The sequence below is a fragment of the Cupriavidus sp. Agwp_2 genome (genome assembly GCF_040784895.1).
Classification (GTDB): Bacteria; Pseudomonadota; Gammaproteobacteria; order Burkholderiales; family Burkholderiaceae; genus Cupriavidus.
In genome coordinates this window covers 3,349,926-3,369,745 of the sequence record NZ_CP088083.1, presented here as the reverse complement: position 1 = coordinate 3,369,745, position 19,820 = coordinate 3,349,926, and the positions used below count along the sequence as shown (strand labels likewise).

Here is a 19,820-nt window from a genome sequence, read left to right as displayed (position 1 = left end):
TAGCGCCATGCGGCGTCCGCCCTGCGCAAATTTTGTCGGACGCGGACCGGATCCTGGCGCCTGCCACCGCACCCGGCGGGCGCACTGCCACTTACACTGCCGTGGTGACCACCCCGCGATTGCACTGCCATGCTGAACCAGGACGACTTCCTTTCCGTAGTGCGGACCGCGCCGCTGGTCGCCATCGACCTGGTGGTGGCCGAGCCGGCCGGCCGCATCCTGCTGGGCCGCCGCAGGAACCGGCCGGCGCAAGACACGTGGTTCGTGCCGGGCGGCCGCATCCGCAAGGACGAGCGCCTGGACGACGCCTTCCGGCGCGTGGCGGTGGATGAACTGGGGCTCGACATGCCGCGCGCCGCGGCGCGCCTGCTTGGCGCTTTCGAGCATTTCTACCCCGACAACTTTGCCGGGGCGCCCGGCATCGGCACGCATTACGTGGTGCTGGCGTATGCCTTGCAGGTGCCCGGCATGGCGCTGGCCGCACCGCCGGACCAGCACAGCGAATACCGCTGGATGACGCCGGCGCAGATCCTCGCGGACGAAGCGGTCCACGACAACGCGCGCGCGTATTTTCGCTAGTAGATCAGCACCACGCAACGCGCGAAGCCAGCCAAAAAAAGACGCCCGCGCAAAGGCGGGCTCAAGTGCCCTGCACGCCGCGGCAGCCGGCGGGGGTCCGGCCGCACGGCACACTAGGCATCCGCGGCGGCAAGCGCGGCATCGGCGATCGCCGCCTTTGACGCCCCGGCACGTGCGGATTCGGGCTCGGGTTGCGCCATGGCGGCGCCTTCGGCAACTGGCAGCGCGGCCAGGTGGGCCGGCAAGGCCAGCGCGTGTTCGTCATGCAGGTATTGCCGGAACGGCTCGGCCACCTCGGCGTGGCGCAGCGCGAACTCCACCGTCGCCATCAGGTAGCCCAGCTTGCTGCCGCAATCGAAACGGCGGCCGTGGTAGCGGTAAGCCAGTACCTGTTCTTCGGCCAGCAATGCCTGGATCGCATCTGTCAACTGCAGTTCGCCGCCGGCACCCGGCGTCAGCGTCTGCAGGTATTCAAGGATGCGCGGCGTGAACACATAGCGGCCGACCACCCCGAGGCGCGACGGTGCCTGCTCCGGCGCGGGCTTCTCGACGATGCCGGACATCTTCACCACGCGCTCGTCCCAGGGCTTGCCCGCGACCACGCCATAGGCGCGCGAGTCTTCCGGCGCGATCTCCTCCACGCCAACGACCGAGCTGTGGTAGTGGTCGAACACCCGGATCATCTGGCTGAGCACCGGCGTGGGCGCATCGAGCAGGTCGTCGGCCAGGATCACCGCGAACGGTTCGTCGCCCACCAGCTTGCTGGCGCAGCGCACGGCATGGCCCAGCCCGAGCGGCTCGGCCTGGCGCACATAGAAGCAGTCGACATGCGACGGCTTGATATTGCGCACGACGTCCAGCAGCTGCTGCTTGCCGCGCGCCATCAGTTCGGCCTCGATCTCGCACGACTTGTCGAAATGGTCTTCGATGGCGCGCTTGCTGCGTCCGGTGACAAAAATCAGCTCGGTGATGCCTGCGGCGATCGCCTCTTCCACGGCGTACTGGATCAGCGGCTTGTCCACCACTGTCAGCATTTCTTTCGGGCTGGCCTTGGTGGCCGGCAGGAATCGCGTGCCGAGACCGGCAACCGGGAACACGGCTTTCTTGACCTTGTGCATGACGTTGTCCTGTTCTTGATTGGAACGCTGGGCACCGGCGCCCCCGCGGGGTGAACAACGCGCCGGTCATTGCAGCGTATGGCGCGCGGTGGGTGGCGTTCTGCCAACTGTTCGCCAATTTCGGCCACCGGGAGCGCATTGGCCGGTGCGTCGGCTGGAGGTAGGGTTTTGGCCGATCGATCCGGCAGCCCCTGCCTAAGCTTCGGAGACCGGCCGGACAGTGCCGGAGCGGCGACCGTGCACGCCGCCGATCCGCGCCCGCGCGACCTTCCCCTGTCCGGCCGGACCCCGGCACACCTTGCCGGTGCCACGGCGGCATCCCGACCATCCCGGCATCCATCGCCGCTGGCACGCGCCGGCGCTGCCACCGCACCCGCCACGCACCGGCTCAGCGATCACCTCAGGGACCAACGATGGAGAAGCCATGACGATCTGTTCCAGCCCCAACGCAAGCGCGGCAGTTGTGCCGCGCCTGCGCACACTGTTCGCCAGCCTGTTCCTGTGGTGTTCGCTGCTGCTTGTGCCGTCCGGGTGCGGCAGCGGTGGTGGCGAGGGGGGCGGCGGCGCGCGCCTGGCCGTGGAAGCCACAGACGCGTGGACGTTGTGCGCGACCGAGAACAAGACCTGCGTCTTCAGCGGCACCCACCAGGTCAAGTACGGTACCGAGACCCAGTACGTGATCAAGTCCTTCACCGGCGGCACGCCCTGCGACAACGGTGTCTTCGGCGACCCCGCACCGGGCGCTGCCAAGAGTTGCTGGTATGACGCGGCCGCGGCGTCGGCGGCAACGGACAACAGCTGGATCTCCTGCGGCAACGAGAACAGTTTCTGCAGCTTCGCCGGCACGCGCGTGGTCAAGTACGGCACTACCACCCAGTACGTGACCAAGACTTTCTCCGATGGCGTGGGCTGCAACAACGGCGTGTTTGGCGACCCCGCGCCCGGCGCCGCCAAGGGCTGCTGGTATGCGAACAACACCGTCGAACCCGCCGCGCCGACGCCAAGCGCAGGCAGCCCCACGCGCGCCGTGCTCAGCTGCAACAAGCCCGGCGCGAGCGTGGCGGCGGGCGGCACGGGCGACGCCATCGAGGCCGACTTCGCCGGCGGCGACGGCACCCGCATGGCGGCGGCGGGCGCAGCCTTCCAGCTGCACATCACTACCCGCACCGGCGCTGACGACGTGGTGAACTGGCAGGTCGCCGACACCTGGGGCACCGTGCGCGCGCAAGGCAGCTTCCCGGCAGCGGCCGGGGCGCGCACCACCACGCTGGAATGCGTGTCGGCGCTGGCCGGCTATTTCGCCATCTCGGCCACGCTGGGGTCGGGACAAACCGGGTTGCGCGCGCGCGGCACGCGGCCCGACGGCATCGCCACCTTCGGCGTGCTGCCCGACCTGTCGCCGGTGCTGCCCGCCGCCACGTTCGCACGCCAGGACCTGCACCGGTTCGGCGGGCAAGGCGCGGCCTACCTGCTGCCGGGACAGGCCTGCTGCACCGGCGACGGCTACCGGCCGCTCTACACCACGCTGGGGCTGAGTTGGGTCAATGACAACCGCAACTGGTACAAGATGGAGCCGAACGGGCCCAACACGTTTTCCGCGCAGGCGGACCAGCTCGCCGGGTTCTTCAAGCCCGGCGACCTGATGCGGCTGATCCAGCTCGATGGCATCCCGGGCTGGGCCAGCCCGACCGGCGCCGCGACCCACAGCTATGCGCCCAGGTCGCTGGCGGATTACCAGAACTACATGGGCCGCGTGGGCCAGGAGTCGGACCGGATCCGCAGGCAGTACTTCCCGGCGCAGTCGGCCAACTACTACCAGGTGACCTGGGAGCCTGACTACGCCGGCGGCCTGCCGTGGCTGGATACCGATGCCAACCTGGTGGCGATGTACCGGGCCACCTGGCAGGGCATCCACGGGACCGACCCGTCGGCTGTCGTGATGGGTGTCACCAATGCGATGGTGCGCGAGAACAGCAAGTGGCTGAACCGGCTGGTGCCGCAGGGGCTGGCGTCCTACCTGGACGGCGTCAGCGTGCACGGCTACTACGACATCGGCACTTCGCCATCGCACCCGCCGGAACGGCTGGTGGGCGACAGCGACGCTGCCGCTGCCGCCAATGCGCTGCCAGCGTCGATGCGCGAGCTGCGCCACGCGGTCGCCAGCCAGCTCAAGCGCGGCGCGCGCCTGTTTGTCACCGAGACTGGCATCAGCTATGACATCGGCACCCGTTACGGGCCGGCCTATCCCACGCCCAACGTGCTGTACGGGCATGGCGCGGTGGTGGCGCGCACGCACCTGATCCTGCTGGGCGAGGGCGCCGACGTGACCTTTGTTTTCTACGCCAGCGACACGCCCGAGGCCGGCGGCCAGGCCGGCTATGGCGTGTTCTTCGACCTGGAGAACGCGCACGGCGGCTACGGCCCGGCGCAGATCAGCCCCAAGCCGGCGGCCATGGCAGTCGCGGCCATGACGCGCCTGATCGACGGCACCAATACGCTGGGCCCGCTGACCGACCTGCCTGCCGGCGCCTACGGCTATGCCTTCCAGCGCCTGGGTGGCGGCAAGGTCGTGACCGCGCTGTGGGCGCACAACAATGCGGACTGGAACGCGACGGCGGGCTTCAGCACCACCTACGGCATCCCGTACAGCCTGCGGGTCGATGCGCCCGGCACCAGTGGCCAGGTGTCGGTGCTCGACATGATGGGCAACGCAATCTCGGTGCCCTACACCGATGGCACGGTCAACCTGCAGCTGACCGGAACACCACTCTACGTGGTGTCAGCCAACGCTTCCGTGATCCAGTCTCGCACCACCGCTCCGGAAGGCTACGTGCCGCAGTAGCCCACCTTCGACGCCGGCTCGCACGAATCGCTGCCCGGCCGGCGCCACCTCCATCCCGTCATTTCCCTCGTACCGGCTGGCTCGATCGATTTGCTCAGGCAGCCGGCCGCTTGCCCGGCATCGCAGCCGCCCCTTCCACCGTCCCGCCATCCGCTTCCGGCGCGCGGCGCTGCCGCGGCGGGAACAGCGCATCGCGCAACCGCAGGAACGGAAACTCGATCGCCCGCGTGGTCACGAAGCCGATGCCGATGGCCAGCCCGAACTGCAGCACCAGCGCCGCGGCCCACACCAGCGGCACCGGCGCGCCGAAGGCCAGCGCCTTGCGGATAAAGAAGTCACCGGGCGCAAGCGCCAGCGAATGCCACAGGTAGATGCCATACGAGTAGACGCCGGTCCATGCCACCACGCGATAGAGGCGCGCATTGCGCAGCGACGCCGAGTATTCCAGCACCAGCACGATCAGCGCGACAAAGCCGATCGCCTGGATCGTATAGCCGACGCTTTCCTCGGCAGCCAGCGCCTTTTGCAACCAGCCCAGCCACGCCACCAGCCCCAGCACCAGCGCCAGCAGCAGCGCCTTGTTGCGCGCCAGGCGCTGGTAGGCGTCGGGCAGCATCCAGTAGACCGTGGCCAGCATCACGCCCATCAGCAGGCTGTCGATGCGGTATTGCGTGTAGAACGCGGCCGCATGCGGGTTGCCTGCCGCTACCGCGCAGCGCGCCAGCAGCACCGCCGCGCACAGCGTGCCCAGCGTCCAAAGGATGGCGCGGGCGCTGGCGTGCCAGCGGCCGAGCAACAACAGCAGCGCGGGCAGCAGCAGGTAGAAATGCTCCTCCACCGCCAGGCTCCAGGTCTGCGCGATCGACGAGCCCAGGTAGTTCTGCAGGTGCGTCAGGTTCTGGTAGAGGAAGGTGCCGGGCGGATGGCGGCCCACCAGCACGTGGAACAGGATCAGCGCGTAATACGCCGGCCAGATCTTGAAGATGCGGCGGATGATGAAGCGGCCCGCGTCAACCTGCCCGCCTTGCGCATACTGCCGCAGCAGCAGGCCACCGACCAGGAAGCCGCTCAGCGTGAAGAACAGGTTCACGCCTTCGCGGCCGTACTGCTTGAGCGGGAACTCGATCATGGCCAGCAGCGGGTAGCCGGTAGTGACGGTGTGGAAATGCATGCCCATCACCATGATGATCGCCACGCCGCGCACGAAATCGAGCTCGATCGAGCGGCCGCGCTCGGCGCTGATCGTATGTGCCAGGTCGCGCATGACAGTCTCCTCAGGACGCGTTGCCTGCGTCGGGTGCGTTGCGTTCGGGGCCGGTGCCGTCGAAGCGGTTGCGGATGAAGCGGCAGGGATTGCCGCCGTAGATGCCCGCGGGCGCGAGCGAGCGGTGCACCACGGACATCGGCGTGACCACCGCCGAGCGCCCGATGGTGACGCCTTTCTGCACGATGCAGCGCGAGGTGATCCACGCGCCGTCCTCGATCACGATCGGCGCGACCTGCAGGTCCATGTTGCCGTCGACCGCGTGCGAGCCGGTGGTGAGGAAGCTGCCTTGCGAGATGCAGACGTGCGAGCCGATGCGGATGCGGTCCTGGTTGTACAGCCAGACATCGACGCCGAACCAGCAGGCATCGCCGACTTCCAGGTTCCAGGGATATTTGACGCGGATCGGATGCATCAGACGGCAGCCGCGGCCGATGCGCGCGCCGAACAGGCGCAACAGCCCCGCGCGCACAGCGGAGAAGGGCACCAGCTTGTTGTTGATGACCGCTGCCTCCAGCACGAACCACAGTGCCTCGACCAGCCGGCCGCGCCGGCGCTCGTAGTTGCCCTTGCCGGCCTGGTCCAGCGCAATGATGCGGCTGCCGCCCGGAGGCGCCAGGGTGGCGCCGTCCGGCCGGTGCGCGATTGCATCGCCTTCCATGTTCGATCTCCCGTTCATATGCCGCCGGATCGAGCTGTCCGGCGTGCGGCTGTCTCGGTGCCGAGTCTTGTGTTCCCGTCAGAAAATTATTGACCGGCATTCGCGGCGCAACGCGCCTCGCGGCGTGATTGGCACGCGTGGCGTAGCTTTTGGCGGCAGCGCACTAGTGCCATGCCGGCGGGCGATGCACGGCTGCTACGTTCGCGATGTTCACTAGGGCAGCGGATGCTGCATGCCGCGCGGCGGCGTTGGCTCGGTGCCCGCGCGACGGTCGGGGAAGATCGCATCGCGCAGCCGCAGGAACGGGAATTCCACCGCGCGCGTGGTCAGGTAGCCGGCGCAGATGGCGATGGCGAACTGCAGCACCACGGCCAGCGCCCACGTTGCCACCGGCGGCACGCCGTGCGCGAGCGCGGTGTCGATGAAGATCTTGCCGGGCGCGCGCGCGACGGTATGCCACAGGTAGATGCCGTAGGAATACAGCCCCACCCACGCCACCCAGCGGTAAGGGAACGTGTCGCGCAGCCGGCCCGAATGTTCCAGCACCAGCACGATCAGCGCGCTGAAGCCGATCGACTGGATGGTGAAGCCGATGCTTTCTTCGACCGTGATCTCGTCCTGCAGGAACACCAGCCATACCAGCAGCGTGGCCACCGCGAGCATCAGCCAGGCGCGCCGCGTGGCCAGCTTGCGGTAGTGGCCGGGAAGGAGCCAGTACAGGATCGCCAGCATCACGCCGAACAGCAGGCTGTCGACGCGGTAGTGCGTGTAGACGTAGGCCGCCTGGATCTCGCCGGCGCCGACCGCCACGGTGCGTCCGGCCAGCACCGCCACGCAGGCGGCGCCGAGCAGGCACAGCAGCGTGCGCGGTCCCAGGCGCAGGCGCGCCGCCAGCAGCAGGGCCGGCGGCAGCAGCAGGTAAAAGTGCTCCTCCACCGCCAGGCTCCAGGTCTGCGCAATGCTTGAGCCCATGTAGTTCTGCAGGTGCACCACGTTCTGCAGCAGGAAGCTGTCGCGCGGGTGACGGCCGACGATGGCGTGGAACAGGATCAGCGCGTAGTAGGCGGGCCAGATCTTGAACATGCGGCGGATGATGAAGCGGCGCGCGTCGATGGTGCCGCGCTCGGACAGCTCGCGCATCAGCAGGCCGCCGACCAGGAAGCCGCTGAGCGTGAAGAACAGCGTGACGCCTTCGCGGCCGAAGTTCTTCAGCGGATATTCCAGCAGCCACACCAGCGTGCTGCCGGTGTTGACCGTATGGAAGTGGATGCCCATCACGGCAATGATGGCCAGGCCGCGAATGAAATCGAGTTCGCGCAGGCGTGCGGGCTCGGGTGTTCCCGCCGCAGGTGGAAGTGGCATGGTCAGCTCCTCGGGTCTGGGCGGCCCGCGCGGGGCCGCCGCGGCTATGCCGCCGCGCGGCGCAGCGTCAGTTTGAATTCGGTGACGGTGTGGCGCGCCAGCAGGTGCGCATGCGAGCCGGTGCCTGCCGGCCGGGGAGAGGGTAAAGGCGAGGGCGGTTGCATGAGCTGGTCCAGCGCGCGATGGATGGCCACGGGCGACAGGTCGTCCATCACCGGGCCCAGGTCGCGGCCGCCGCAGAACCAGCCGATCAGGCCGTCCGCCGTGGCCAGCACTGGCTTGCCGAAGCGGTAGGCCTGTACCAGCACGCCGCTCATGCCGTAGTGGCCCTGGTAGCCGAGCCACACCGCGTCGCAGGCGGAGAACAGGTCCGCTTCCTCTGGCTCCGGGATGAAGCGGTCCAGCACCAGCGGCGGCGGCGACAGGCCTGCGGCCGCGGCAGGCAGCCACGCCCGGATCTCGTCGTCCTGGGCACCGGCCACCACCAGCCGCGGCGCGGCGCGGTGGGTGGCAAGGGCGCAGACCAGTTCGCGTATGCCCTTGCGCGCGGTGATGGCACCGTAGACCAGCAGCACCGGGCCGCTGTCCGGGGTCAGCCCGAGCCGGGCTCGTCCCGCCGCCCGCGTGGCCGGCGTCATGTCGGGACTCGGGTCGGCGAGGTAGGTCAGCGCCGCGCCGCTGCGGTCGCCATGCCAGGCGGGCAGGGTGGGATCGATCGACAGCAGCGTCTTCAGCCCCGGCGTGCGCAGCGCGCGGCGAAAGAGCAGGGTCTTGACCGCATTGACCAGCGGCTGGCGCGGCGCGCGCACGCCCACGCGATGATGGTGGAAGCCGGCGCGCATGGTGATGCCGAGCCACGGCGTGGCGCCGAACGGCGACCCCAGCAGCGGCAGCGCCCACAGGAAATAGTCCGCATAGGGAACCAGCACCAGCCCTGCGCGGTGCGCGGCGCAGGCCTGCCGGTACAGGTGCCGGAAGATGCGCCAGTAGCTGACGTAGGCGATGCGCCCGGCGCCGCGTCCGGCGTCGGGCGGCAGCGGCAGTGCCAGCAGCGTGCAGCCGGGATGGCGGCCGGACTGCAGCGCCTGTGCCAGCGGATGCCCGAGGTTGGCGGCGTCGGTCACCATCACGCAATGCCGGCCCGCCTCGGCATAGGCCTGCAGCGCCCACTCCACGTAGCGCCAGCGGTGGCCGGAGAAGTCAGGTTCGATGATGAAGAGGCTGGCATCGGGCATGGTCATTCCCTGGTGGCCGGCTGCGGGCGCTGCGTTGCCCGATGCCGTTCGTGGATGTCGGCGTGCGCGGATCGCTGTGAATGGCTATGAATCGCTGTGAATCGCTATCCATGGAGGCAACCGTAGCAGCGCGCTGGCGTCGGCAAGCGCCATTCTGCAGAGCGCCCGCCGGCGGACCCAAGCCTGCAACGCGCGGCTGGCCGATAGGCGCTAGACGATGGCGGAAGCCCGCGGCCGCGACGCGTTCTAGTGGAGTCCGGTACATGGCAGGGACGAGGCTCCATGATCAAGACGCTGAAATTCGTGGCGGCGCTGCCGCGCCGGCGGCCCGGCGCCAGTTCGGCCGTATGGGTGCTGGCGCAGCAGGCACTGGTGCGCGGCATGGTCGCGGTCAAGTTCCTGGCAGTGGGACGGTTGCTGGGGCCAGAGACGCTGGGGGTGGCCGGCGTGGCGCTGCTGGCGGTGGCGATTGCCGAGGCGCTCAGCGACACCGGCCTGCCGCAGGCGGTCATCCAGGCCCAGCGCGCGCCGGCGCCGGCCGAGCTGGGCGCGGTGTGGTCGGCGCTGGTTTGCCGCGGTGCGCTGGTGGCCTTGCTGCTGCTCGGACTGGCGCCGCTGCTGGAAGCGCAGTTCCACCTGGCCGGCGCGCTGCTGTTGCTGCAGCTCGCCGCCGCGCTGCCCTTGCTGCGGGGCATGGCCTCGCCTGCCTATTACGTGGTGACCCGCGAGCGCAATTTCCGGCAGGTCGCTGCGCTGGAGATCACGGTGGCGGTGGCCGATTGCGCCATCAGCGTCGGCTGTGCGCTCGGCGGCGCCGGTGCCTACAGCGTGGTGATCGGCCTGCTTGCGGCCGAGACGCTGAAGAGCGTGCTGACCTGGGCCACCATGCGCCCGCGCCCGCCACTGCGGCTGCGCTGGACCGGCATCGGCCATTACCTGGGCTTCAGCCGCTGGATCTGGGCAGCCAGCGTGGTCAACCTGCTGCTCAACCAGTTCGACAAGGTGATGGTCGGCAAGCTGCTGGGGCCGGCGCAGCTGGGCGCGTACCAGATGTCATCCAAGCTGGCGCAGATGCTGCTGGCCGACGCCGGCATCGCCATGTCGCAATACCTGTTTCCCACCTTTGCCGCGCGCCACCGCCAGCAGGACGGCAGCGCGCCGCGCCTGCTGCGCCGGCTGCTGGGCCTGGGCGCGCTTGCGCTGGCCCTGGCGGTGGTGGCGCTCAACCTGGTGGCGGCACCGCTGTTCCTTCTGCTGCTCGGCCCCGGCTGGCTGGAGGCAGTGCCGCTGTTCCGGGTGTTCACGCTGAACATGGCCATCGGCGCGCTGATCGCGCTGCTGGTGGCATACCTGCGCGCCATTGGCGCGCCACGCGTGGCCACGCATGCCTCGGTGGTGCAGGTGGGCGTGCTGCTGGTCTGCGTGCCGCCGGCCACGCACTGGTGGGGCGCCACCGGGATCGCGTGGTCCATGACCCTGGGACTGGCCAGCGCCATGGCATGGATGCTGGCCGCCGCTTTGAGGAGCAAGTAATGCGCATACTTCATCTGGTGCTGTCGCCGCGCATGTCGGGCGCGGAGATCCTGGTGCGTGACCTCGCGCTTTACCAGCAGCGCGGCGGCGAGACCGTGGCCGTGGCGGCGCTGATGCCTGCCCACGCTGACTTCGCGCCGCTGCGGGCGCAGCTCGCCGCGGCCGGCGTGGCGTGCAGCTTCCCGCCGCGCGCGCAGCGCCCGCTGGCGCGGCTGTGGAACCTGCACGGCGTGATGCGCCGCTGGCGGCCGGACATCGTCTTTGCCCACGCCACCATCCCGGCTTTCTATGCGCGCGCCTTGCCCACGCGCGTGCCGGTCGTGTACGTGATGCACTCCGCGGTCAATGACTTCCAGCGCGACCTGTTCCGCTGGACCGAGCGCCTGCTGTCGCGGCGCGCCCGCGCGGTGGTGGGCGTGGCCCAGAGCAACGTGCACGACTACCTGGCCGAGGTCGGCCCGCATCCGCGCCTGACGGTGATTCCCAATGGCGTCGATATCAGCCGCTTCGGGTTGCCGGCGATCGCGCCGCCGGAAGGCGCGCCCCTGCTGCTGCAGGTAGGCCGCTACGACGCGGTCAAGAACCAGCTCCATACCGTGCGCGCCTTCCATGCGCTGCTGCAGCAGGTGCCGCAGGCGCGGCTGGCGCTGTACGGGGTGTTCGAAGACGCCGCGTACTACGGCAAGGTGCGGACGCTGGTCGCGCAGCTCGGCCTGGCCAGCAAGGTCAGCATCAACGGTCCGTCTGACAACGTGCCCGGGCTGCTGGCGCAGGCATCGGTATTCGCGATGCCCTCGGCATCGGAAGCGCACAGCATCGCCTTTCTTGAGGCGCTGGCCAGTGGCATCCCGGTTGTCGCCAGCGCGATTCCCGCGTTTGTGTTCGCGCGCGGACACGATGCGGTGCAACTGGTCGATTGCGCGGATGCCGGGGCTTACGCGCAGGCGCTGGCGCGCGCACTGGCGCAGCCGCGGGCCGTGCGGCCCCTGGATGGACTGACGCTGCAGGATACGGCGCGGCGCTACCAGGCGATTGCACACGAAGTGCTGGGCGTGGTGTGAGCGCGGCCAAGTGGTACAACCGGCACGGATGCACCAGATTCAATCGGCTTCCTTGATTTGGGGCATGTGCGGAGCAGCGTTGCTTTCCCGCCAAAGCCATGAGCGCCTTGCCTCACTTGGTGAATTAAGTATGCACCAGATCACGTATTAGTGTGATTTTATTCACGTTCGAATTGGTGCGTTTATGTTGCGTTGCAACGAAGCGACTATATTGATTTCTAAGGCGCGACCACGCTGAGAATGCGAATGAGGGAGTCGCGTATTGCATGAAAAAACCCCTGCAACAACAGTGGGTTGCGCAAAATGCGCGAAGGCGTTCAAGGCCTTCCGCCAAGACATCGCGGAAATCGGACAGTCCGGGAATAACCGAAACGTTGATGTCTATGATGCGGTGCAATACAAAGGGCTTCGCGCCAGAAAGAAACCAACGAGGTATTTGGGGGAAATCATGCCGTACGCCCACGTCGAGCCGCCCGCAGCCAGTGTTTATTCCACGACACCCTTTCTGAACCCAACCCGCGGCAACGCGCGGCACATCGGCATCCTGCTTTATGAGGGGTTTTCGCTCCTTGGTGCGGGACTGGTTGCGGAGCTGTTCCAGACCGCCAACGAAATTGGTGCACCCGCCGGCGGCAGCCGCCGCATTACCTACGACGTGCGCTTCCTGTCGGTCGAGGGTGGCAGCGTGACATGCTCCGCGGCGGTGCGCGTCTGGACCGACAGTCTGGACCCGCGCCGCCCCGCGGGCCTCGACATGCTCTTCATTGCCGGCGGCGAGGGCGCCCGCGCCGCGGCCAGCGACACGCGCCTGCTGTGCTGGCTGCGCGCCGCCTGCGCCACCACCGACAGCGTGCGCCCGATTGCCGAAGGCAGGGCGGTGCTCGTTGCCGCCGGCGTGATCGATCCTGCCGCAGCGCCGCGGCGCCCGCACCTGCCGCTGATGGCGTCGAACGATGACACCGAAATGCGCCTGGAATCGATGAAAGGCGCGCTCGCCGTGATCCGGCGCGACCTGGGCGTGGACGTGGCCCGCGCGGTGGTCGAGCGCGTGCTGCCGGCCTGGACCGACCAGCTCCTGCCGCGCCTGGCCGATGCCGGCCTGACCAGCGCCGCCGACAAGATCCGCGCGGCCGCGCGCTGGCTGCAGCAGAACTGCGAACACGATGTCTCGATCGCCGACGCCGCCGAGGTGGCGACCATGAGCGAGCGCAACTTCCTGCGCCGCTTCAAGCTGGAGATGGGGGCCACCCCTTCCGACTTCCTGCTGCAGGCCCGCCTCGAGACCGCGTGCGGGCTGCTGGCCGAGACCGAGTTGCCGGTGGACAAGGTGGCGCGCCGCTCCGGCATGGGCAACGGCGACCGCCTGGCCAAGATCTTCCGCAAGCGCCTGTCGCTGTCACCGACCGAATTCCGCCAGCGCCACAAGGCTGACAACAAGGCAGACAACAAGGCAGACAACAAGGCAGACAACAAGGCAGACAGCAAGGCAGACAAGGTAAACAAGGCGCACAAGGCCGCCACCGACAGCTGAGGCCGCACGCCGCCACACGCAGCACCCTGACCCCATGGCAGTGAAACGTTCCGCGAAGCATCGCGGCGGGCGCAGCTCGCCCGCGGCGCCGCGCCAGTTTGTCGAAGATTGGAGGGCTTGACCATGCTGAAGACGACGCAAGTGGAGACGGGCACGGTGGCGGCCGCGCAGCCCGAAGGCCAGGATGATGACGGCGGCGCGCATCCACGCGCGCAGCGGCTGCGCCTGGCGCCGGTGGTGCTGGCCGGCGGCGCCGGCACGCGGCTGTGGCCGCTGTCGCGCGAGCACTATCCCAAGCAACTGATCGACCTGGTCGGCACCGACTCGCTGCTGCAGGCGACCTTGCGCCGGCTGTCCGGCTTCGGCGCGCAGCGCGAGGTGGTGCGCGAAGCCATCATCGCCTGCGGCGAGGAGCACCGCTTCACCACTGCCGAGCAACTGGCCAAAGCCGGCGTCGAGGCGCGCCTGGTGGTCGAGCCCGCGCGGCGCAATACGGCACCCGCGCTGACCGTGGCCGCGTGGCTGGCACAGGGCAAGGGCGAAGACGTGATCCTGGTGGTGATGCCTGCCGACCACGCCATTCTCGACGGCGCCGCTTTCCATCACGCCATCGCCGTCGCCGCCGAGCACGCCGAGCGCGGTGCGATGGTGACGCTGGGCGTGCCGCCGACGCGGCCCGAGACCGGCTACGGCTACATCCGGCTGGGCGAGGCGCTCGGCGACGGTGCCCATGGCATCGCGCGCTTCGTCGAGAAGCCCGCGCAGGAGCTGGCGGCGCAGTATGTGCAGAGCGGCCAGTACTGGTGGAACAGCGGCATCTTCGTGGTCCGCGCCACGGTCTGGCTGCGGGCGCTGCAGGCGCTGCAGCCGGCGATCTACGAAGCCTGCATGACCGCGGTGATCGGCGGCAAGCTGCAGGCGCCGTACTTCAGGCCCGAGGGCCAGTCCTTCATGCAGTGCCCGTCGGACTCGATCGACTATGCGGTGATGGAGCGCCTCGACCAGCCTGACGCGCCTTGCCGCGGCGTAGTGGTGCCGCTCGCCGCGGGCTGGTCGGACCTGGGATCGTGGGAAGCCGTGTGGGACGCCACCGAGAAGGATGTCGACGGCAACGCCGCCCGCGGCCGCGTGGTGTTCGAGGGTGCCAGCGCCAGCTATGCCTACTCCGACGGGCGCCTGGTGGCCTGCGTGGGCACCAGCAACATCGTCGTGGTCGAGACCGCGGATGCGGTCCTGGTGGCCGATCGCTCGCATGTGCAGGACGTCAAGAGCCTGGTCGAGCGGATCAAGGCACAGCGCGCGCCCGAGGCCGCGGACCACCGCAAGGTGCGCCGCCCGTGGGGCTTCTATGACTCGATCGACCACGGCGAGCGCTTCCAGGTCAAGCGCATCGTGGTGGCGCCCGGCGCGCAGCTGTCGCTGCAGCTGCATCACCACCGCGCCGAGCACTGGGTCGTGGTCAGTGGCACCGCGCGTGTCACGCGCGGCGACGAGAGCTTCCTGCTGGCGGAGAACCAGTCGACCTATATCCCGCTCGGCGTGGCGCACCGTCTGGAGAACCCCGGGAAGCTGCCGCTGGAAATCATCGAGATCCAGTCCGGCGGCTACCTGGGCGAAGACGACATCGTGCGCATCGAGGACAACTACGGGCGTTGCGGATAGGCGTTGGCAAGGTGGCAGCAACGCAGCGGCGGGCAGCGGGGAGCGGGCCCGCCGGGCAGCAGGCAGGGCAGGTGTTCAGGCAGACGGGCAGGAGGACGGGAAATGGTCAAGCTGGAAGGATTGCTGGCGCGCATGCTCGACGTGGCGCTGGTACTGGCGGGCGCGCTGATGGCCGCGCAGTTTCGCTTTGACGCGATCGAGCCGGGTGCGCTGTTCGAACTGTTCATCGCGCTGTCCGCGGCGTTCACGCTCGCGTTGTTCCCCACCTTTGGCATCTATGAGTCCTGGCGCGGGCGCTCCAAGCTGGGGCTGGCCGGACAGGTCGCGCTGGCGTGGCTGCTGGTGCAGCTGTTTGGCGTGATGGTGATGTTCTCGGTGCATCGGCTCGACCTGGTGTCGCGGCTATGGTTCGCTTACTGGACCGCCAGCACCGGCGCCATGATGATCGTGTCGCGGCTCCTTGCTCACATGGTGCTGGGCCATATGCGCAGCGCCGGCATGAACCTGCACCAGGTGGCGGTGGTCGGCAGCGGCGCGCATTGCAACGCCGTGATGCGGCGCGTGGCGGCGTCGCCGGCGTCGGGCTTCCGCGTGGCGGCGGCATTCAACGTGATGCCAGGCGCCGGCGGCCTGAGCGCGCGCGTACCGGTATTCGAGGACCGCGCCGCGTTTGCCCGCTACGTGCGCACCCAGAAGATCCATGAGCTGTGGCTGGCGCTGCCGCTGTCGCAGGAGCGCGAGATCCTGGAGTTCGTCGCGGCCTTTCGCGACGAGCTGATCAATATCCGCTTCGTGCCAGACCTGCGCACGGTGGCGTTGTTCGATGGCGGCATGATCGACCTGATCGGCATGCATGCGATCAACCTGGCGGCGTCGCCGATGTCGCCCGCCGCGCTGGCGCAGAAGGAGGTCTTCGACCGGCTCTTCGCCGCGCTGGCGCTGCTGGGCCTGGCGCCGCTGCTGGCTGCGATCGCCGTTGCGGTCAAGCTGTCTTCGCGCGGGCCGGTGCTGTTCTCGCAGCTGCGCAAGGGCGCGGACGGGCGCGTGTTCCGCATCTACAAGTTCCGCTCGATGCGCGTGCATGCCGAGCATGCCGGGCAACTGACACAGGCCACGCGCGGCGATCCGCGCATTACCCGCGTCGGCGCCTTCCTGCGCCGCACCAGCCTGGACGAGCTGCCGCAGTTCTTCAACGTGCTGCGCGGCGACATGTCGGTGGTCGGCCCGCGCCCGCACGCGCTGGAGCATGACGACCACTACGGCAAGCTGGTCTCGGGCTATATCCAGCGCTACCGCATCAAGCCGGGCATCACCGGCTGGGCGCAGGTGAACGGCTACCGCGGCGAGACCGATCGCATCGAGAAGATGGAAGGGCGCATCGCCTACGACCTGTACTACCTCGTCAACTGGTCCTTCGGGCTGGACATGCGGATCATCGCGGCCACCATCTTCAAGGGCCTGTTCCACAGCAACGCGTACTGAACCGAGGGGATTCGCCGGCGCCCGCCGCCGGCGGAAGGGGATGCGTGACACCATGCCAAACCTGCTAGAGACCCAATACGTCGAGGCGCCGCCGGCGCCCGAGCTGCGGCTGTCCGACTACCTGGTCACGCTGCTGGAAAACTGGCGCATGATCGCCGCGATCACGCTGCTGGCGCTGGCCGGCGGCGCGGTCTACGCGATGATCGCCAAACCGGTCTATCGTGCCGACGCGCTGATCCAGGTGGAGGACAGCAAGGGCGACGCCAATGCCAACAACCAGAACGCGCTGCAGTCGCTGTCGTCGATCTTCGATTCCAAGTCGTCCACGGCCGCCGAGATCGAACTGATCCGCTCGCGCCTGGTGGTGGAAGACGCGGTGCGTACGCTGCACCTGGATATCGGGGCGCGGCCGCGCTACCTGCCCGTGATCGGCGGCTGGCTGGCAGGCCGCCATACCGGCAAGACCCCCGCGCCGGCGCGCTTCGGGATGCCGCAGTACGCCTGGGGCGGCGAGTCGATCAAGATGTCGCTGTTCGAGACCCCGGCCAAGTACTACAGGAAGCCGTTCGTGCTGACCGTGGAGGCCGAGCGCACCTACAGCCTGCGCGATCCCGACGGCGCGCTCGTGCTCAACGGCCGCGTCGGCGAAGAGACTGGCGGCGCCAGCACCCTGGGGCCGGTGCGCGTGCGCATCGACCACCTGGTCGGGCGCCCGGGCACGCAGTTCGAACTGACGCGCGCGTCCACGCTGGCCACGGTGGAGTCGGTCCAGCGCGCGCTGGCGGTGGGCGAGACCACGCTGCAGTCCGGCATCATCCGCGCCAGCCTGGAGGGGCCCGACGCCAAGCTGACCGCCGAGATCGTCAACACCATTGCGCGCCAGTTCGTGCAGCAGGACATCGGTCGGCGTTCGGCCGAAGCCGAGCACACGCTGGCCTTCCTGGAGCAGCAGCTGCCGGTGCTGCGGAAGGAGCTGGACCAGGCGGAAGAGCGCTACAACTCGTTCCGCAACAAGCTCGGCACCGTCAACCTGGGCGAGGAAAGCCGCCTGCTGCTGCAGCAGATCGTCGACAACAAGAGCCGGCTGCTCACCATGGAGGCGCAGCTTGCCGAGTACAACACGCGCTACACCGAGAACAACCCGGCGGTGGTGTCGCTCAAGGCGCAGATTGCCACGCTGACGGCGCAGCAGAACGCGCTGCGGCGCAGCGTGTCGCTGCTGCCCGACACCGAGCAGACCGCGCTGCGGCTGATGCGCGATGTGCGCGTCGATACCGAGCTCTACACCAGCCTGCTCAACAACGCGCAGCAGCTGCGCGTCGTCAAGGCGGGCCAGGTCGGCAGCGTGCGCGTGGTCGACTTCGCCGCGCCCGCCGACGAGCCGGTACGCCCGCAGCGCGCCATGCTGGTGCTGATCAGCGCCGGGCTGGGCATGCTCGCGGCGATCGTGCTGGCGCTGCTGAAGAAGGCCCTGTACGGCGGCGTGGAGCATCCCGAGGATATCGAGCGCCTCATCGGCGTGCCGGTGTGCGCGGTGGTGCCGCGCAGCCGCATGCAGCTGCGCCTGCAGCGCGAACTGAGCCACGGCCGCGCCGGCCGCGGCCCGCGCCTGCTGGCGGCGCGCGCGCCCGACGACATCGCCGTGGAAGGCGTGCGCAGCCTGCGCACCACGCTGCAGTACGCGCTGCGCGACGCCAGCAACAACGTAGTGATGCTGACCGGCTCGCGCCAGGATGCCGGCAAGTCGTTCCTGTCGGTCAACCTGGCCGCGCTGGTGGCGGCGGGGCAGCGGCGCGTGCTGATGATCGACGGCGACATGCGCCGCGGCGCCGTGCATGCGCACTTCGGGCTGCGCCACCAGCCGGGCCTGGCCGACGCGCTGATGGGCGAGGACTTCGATGCCGTGGTGGCGCGCGACGTGCTTCCCGGGCTCGACGTGATGCCGCGCGGCACCGTGCCGCCGGATCCGGCCGAGCTGCTGATGAGCGAGCGCTTCGGCATGCTGCTCGACCATTTTTCGCACCGTTACGACATGGTGATCATCGACACCCCGCCGGTGCTCGAAGTCACCGATGCCGCGCTGCTGGGCCGCTACGCCGGCACCACGCTGCTGGTGGTGCGCCACGGCCGGCATCCGGCCGGCGAGATCGGCGAGACCGTGCGGCGCCTGGCCAGCGGCGGCGTAGCGCTGCGCGGCGTGCTGCTGACCGACGTGCCCAAGCCGCCGCTGCGGCTCGGAACGGGCTATGCCGGCTACTACAGCAACGACGGCGGCGCCGGGGGCATCAAATGACGCAATGACGCGCGGCGCGCATGCCGACCATCAGGCTTCACGCATCCACGGCAGTTCAACACGGCAGGGAGAACGGGAATGAAACGCAAGGTCGCACTGATCACTGGCATCACCGGACAGGATGGCTCCTACCTGGCCGAGTTGCTGCTCGACAAGGGCTATGAGGTGCACGGCATCAAGCGCCGCACGTCGCTGTTCAACACGGACCGCATCGACCACCTGTATCGCGAGCGGCATGAGCAGGACCTGCGCTTTTTCCTGCACTACGGCGACCTGACCGACGCCACCAGTGTGCTGCGCGTGATCCAGCGCGTGGAGCCGGACGAGATCTACAACCTGGCCGCGCAGAGCCACGTCGCGGTGTCGTTCGAGGAGCCGGAGTACACCGCCAATGCCGATGGCCTGGGCGCCCTGCGCATCCTGGAGGCGATCCGCATCCTCGGCCTGGAACGCAAGACGCGCTTCTACCAGGCCTCCACTTCCGAGCTGTACGGGCTGGTGCAGGAGGTGCCGCAGAAAGAGACCACGCCGTTCTATCCGCGCAGCCCGTACGCGGTCGCCAAGCTCTATGCATACTGGATCACGGTCAACTACCGCGAGGCGTACGGCATCTACGCCTGCAACGGCATCCTGTTCAACCACGAGTCGCCGGTGCGCGGCGAGACCTTCGTCACGCGCAAGATCACCCGCGCCATCGCGCGTATCGCGGTGGGGCTGCAGGACGAGCTCTATCTCGGCAACCTGTCGTCGCTGCGCGACTGGGGCCACGCGCGTGACTACGTGGAGATGCAGTGGCTGATGCTGCAGCAGGAGCAGCCCGAGGACTTCGTCATCGCCACCGGCGAGCAGTACAGCGTGCGCGAGTTCGTGCAGTACGCCTCCGCCGAGCTGGGTGTGACGATCCGCTTCGAGGGCACGGGCGCCGACGAGGTGGGGATTGTCGAACGGGTGCAAGGCAAGGAAACGAAGCTGGCCCCCGGCAAGGTGATCGTGCGCGTCGACCCGGCCTATTTCCGGCCTACCGAGGTCGAGACACTGCTCGGCGATCCCACCCGCGCGCGCGAGCAGCTGGGCTGGAAGCCGACTACACCGTTCTCCTCGCTGGTCAAGGAAATGGTGCGCGCGGACTTCCAGATCGCGCGGCGCGACGCGCTGGTGACGCTGGCCGGCTTCAAGACGCTGGAACACCACGAATGA

The 19,820-nt window shown here is 68.8% G+C and carries 14 protein-coding genes; 9 read left to right on the top strand and 5 right to left on the bottom strand.

All coding sequences use genetic code 11. From position 1 onward, the window contains the following. The first annotated feature begins 129 nt into the window (after positions 1-129). Positions 130-579 (top strand): GDP-mannose mannosyl hydrolase, encoded by a 450-nt coding sequence (locus tag LPA45_RS15730; RefSeq protein ID WP_317922260.1) that lies wholly within the window; start codon positions 130-132, stop codon positions 577-579. Positions 580-692: 113 nt separating this feature from the next. On the opposite strand, the gene galU is transcribed toward LPA45_RS15730, so the two are convergent. Next, positions 693-1,697: a UTP--glucose-1-phosphate uridylyltransferase GalU gene (gene galU / locus LPA45_RS15725; protein ID WP_317922262.1), complete on the bottom strand. Its 1,005-nt coding sequence runs from the start codon at positions 1,695-1,697 to the stop codon at positions 693-695. A 424-nt stretch (positions 1,698-2,121) separates the two neighbouring features. On the opposite strand from galU, the gene LPA45_RS15720 reads away from it, so the two are divergent. Continuing rightward, a complete protein-coding gene (locus tag LPA45_RS15720; protein ID WP_317922264.1) occupies positions 2,122-4,539 on the top strand; it encodes a hypothetical protein in 2,418 nt (805 codons plus the stop codon). A 94-nt stretch (positions 4,540-4,633) separates the two neighbouring features. On the opposite strand, the gene LPA45_RS15715 is transcribed toward LPA45_RS15720, so the two are convergent. The 4 genes from LPA45_RS15715 to LPA45_RS15700 all read right to left on the bottom strand — a co-directional run bounded on the left by LPA45_RS15715 (position 4,634) and on the right by LPA45_RS15700 (position 9,061). Beyond that, positions 4,634-5,803: an acyltransferase gene (locus LPA45_RS15715; protein ID WP_317922266.1), complete on the bottom strand. Its 1,170-nt coding sequence runs from the start codon at positions 5,801-5,803 to the stop codon at positions 4,634-4,636. A 10-nt stretch (positions 5,804-5,813) separates the two neighbouring features. Then, positions 5,814-6,464, bottom strand: coding sequence for a putative colanic acid biosynthesis acetyltransferase (locus LPA45_RS15710; RefSeq protein ID WP_317922268.1), 651 nt, complete (start codon positions 6,462-6,464; stop codon positions 5,814-5,816). Between the two features lie 213 nt (positions 6,465-6,677). Continuing rightward, positions 6,678-7,826 (bottom strand): acyltransferase, encoded by a 1,149-nt coding sequence (locus LPA45_RS15705; RefSeq protein WP_317922270.1) that lies wholly within the window; start codon positions 7,824-7,826, stop codon positions 6,678-6,680. A gap of 44 nt (positions 7,827-7,870) precedes the next feature. Further along, entirely contained in the window at positions 7,871-9,061 is a 1,191-nt protein-coding gene (locus tag LPA45_RS15700; RefSeq protein WP_317922272.1) for a glycosyltransferase, read from the bottom strand. 282 nt (positions 9,062-9,343) lie between these two features. Between LPA45_RS15700 and LPA45_RS15695 the strand changes: the two genes are divergently transcribed. The 7 genes from LPA45_RS15695 (at position 9,344) to gmd (ending at position 19,820) form a co-directional block, all read left to right on the top strand. Beyond that, a complete protein-coding gene (locus LPA45_RS15695; RefSeq protein WP_317922273.1) occupies positions 9,344-10,594 on the top strand; it encodes an oligosaccharide flippase family protein in 1,251 nt (416 codons plus the stop codon). Next, entirely contained in the window at positions 10,594-11,655 is a 1,062-nt protein-coding gene (locus tag LPA45_RS15690; RefSeq protein WP_317922275.1) for a glycosyltransferase family 4 protein, read from the top strand. Before LPA45_RS15695 ends, LPA45_RS15690 begins: the two co-directional genes overlap by 1 nt. 448 nt (positions 11,656-12,103) lie before the next feature. Further along, entirely contained in the window at positions 12,104-13,186 is a 1,083-nt protein-coding gene (locus LPA45_RS15685) for a helix-turn-helix domain-containing protein (RefSeq protein ID WP_317922277.1), read from the top strand. Positions 13,187-13,309: 123 nt separating this feature from the next. Beyond that, positions 13,310-14,848 carry a mannose-1-phosphate guanylyltransferase/mannose-6-phosphate isomerase gene (locus LPA45_RS15680; protein ID WP_317922278.1) on the top strand — a complete coding sequence of 513 codons (1,539 nt, stop codon included), beginning with the start codon at positions 13,310-13,312 and terminating at the stop codon, positions 14,846-14,848. Between the two features lie 102 nt (positions 14,849-14,950). Continuing rightward, positions 14,951-16,330 (top strand): undecaprenyl-phosphate glucose phosphotransferase, encoded by a 1,380-nt coding sequence (locus tag LPA45_RS15675; protein ID WP_116320228.1) that lies wholly within the window; start codon positions 14,951-14,953, stop codon positions 16,328-16,330. A 52-nt stretch (positions 16,331-16,382) separates the two neighbouring features. After that, positions 16,383-18,623 (top strand): polysaccharide biosynthesis tyrosine autokinase, encoded by a 2,241-nt coding sequence (locus LPA45_RS15670; RefSeq protein ID WP_317922429.1) that lies wholly within the window; start codon positions 16,383-16,385, stop codon positions 18,621-18,623. A gap of 78 nt (positions 18,624-18,701) precedes the next feature. Then, positions 18,702-19,820: a GDP-mannose 4,6-dehydratase gene (gmd, locus tag LPA45_RS15665; RefSeq protein ID WP_317922430.1), complete on the top strand. Its 1,119-nt coding sequence runs from the start codon at positions 18,702-18,704 to the stop codon at positions 19,818-19,820.

Coding starts and splice junctions, on each gene's coding strand:
- galU (WP_317922262.1), bottom strand. CDS start 1,697: ATGCACAAGGTCAAGAAAGCCGTGTTCCCGGTTGCCGGTCTCGGCACG.
- LPA45_RS15730 (WP_317922260.1), top strand. CDS start 130: ATGCTGAACCAGGACGACTTCCTTTCCGTAGTGCGGACCGCGCCGCTG.
- LPA45_RS15720 (WP_317922264.1), top strand. CDS start 2,122: ATGACGATCTGTTCCAGCCCCAACGCAAGCGCGGCAGTTGTGCCGCGC.
- LPA45_RS15695 (WP_317922273.1), top strand. CDS start 9,344: ATGATCAAGACGCTGAAATTCGTGGCGGCGCTGCCGCGCCGGCGGCCC.
- LPA45_RS15690 (WP_317922275.1), top strand. CDS start 10,594: ATGCGCATACTTCATCTGGTGCTGTCGCCGCGCATGTCGGGCGCGGAG.
- LPA45_RS15700 (WP_317922272.1), bottom strand. CDS start 9,061: ATGCCCGATGCCAGCCTCTTCATCATCGAACCTGACTTCTCCGGCCAC.
- LPA45_RS15705 (WP_317922270.1), bottom strand. CDS start 7,826: ATGCCACTTCCACCTGCGGCGGGAACACCCGAGCCCGCACGCCTGCGC.
- LPA45_RS15710 (WP_317922268.1), bottom strand. CDS start 6,464: ATGGAAGGCGATGCAATCGCGCACCGGCCGGACGGCGCCACCCTGGCG.
- LPA45_RS15715 (WP_317922266.1), bottom strand. CDS start 5,803: ATGCGCGACCTGGCACATACGATCAGCGCCGAGCGCGGCCGCTCGATC.
- LPA45_RS15680 (WP_317922278.1), top strand. CDS start 13,310: ATGCTGAAGACGACGCAAGTGGAGACGGGCACGGTGGCGGCCGCGCAG.
- LPA45_RS15675 (WP_116320228.1), top strand. CDS start 14,951: ATGGTCAAGCTGGAAGGATTGCTGGCGCGCATGCTCGACGTGGCGCTG.
- LPA45_RS15685 (WP_317922277.1), top strand. CDS start 12,104: ATGCCGTACGCCCACGTCGAGCCGCCCGCAGCCAGTGTTTATTCCACG.
- gmd (WP_317922430.1), top strand. CDS start 18,702: ATGAAACGCAAGGTCGCACTGATCACTGGCATCACCGGACAGGATGGC.
- LPA45_RS15670 (WP_317922429.1), top strand. CDS start 16,383: ATGCCAAACCTGCTAGAGACCCAATACGTCGAGGCGCCGCCGGCGCCC.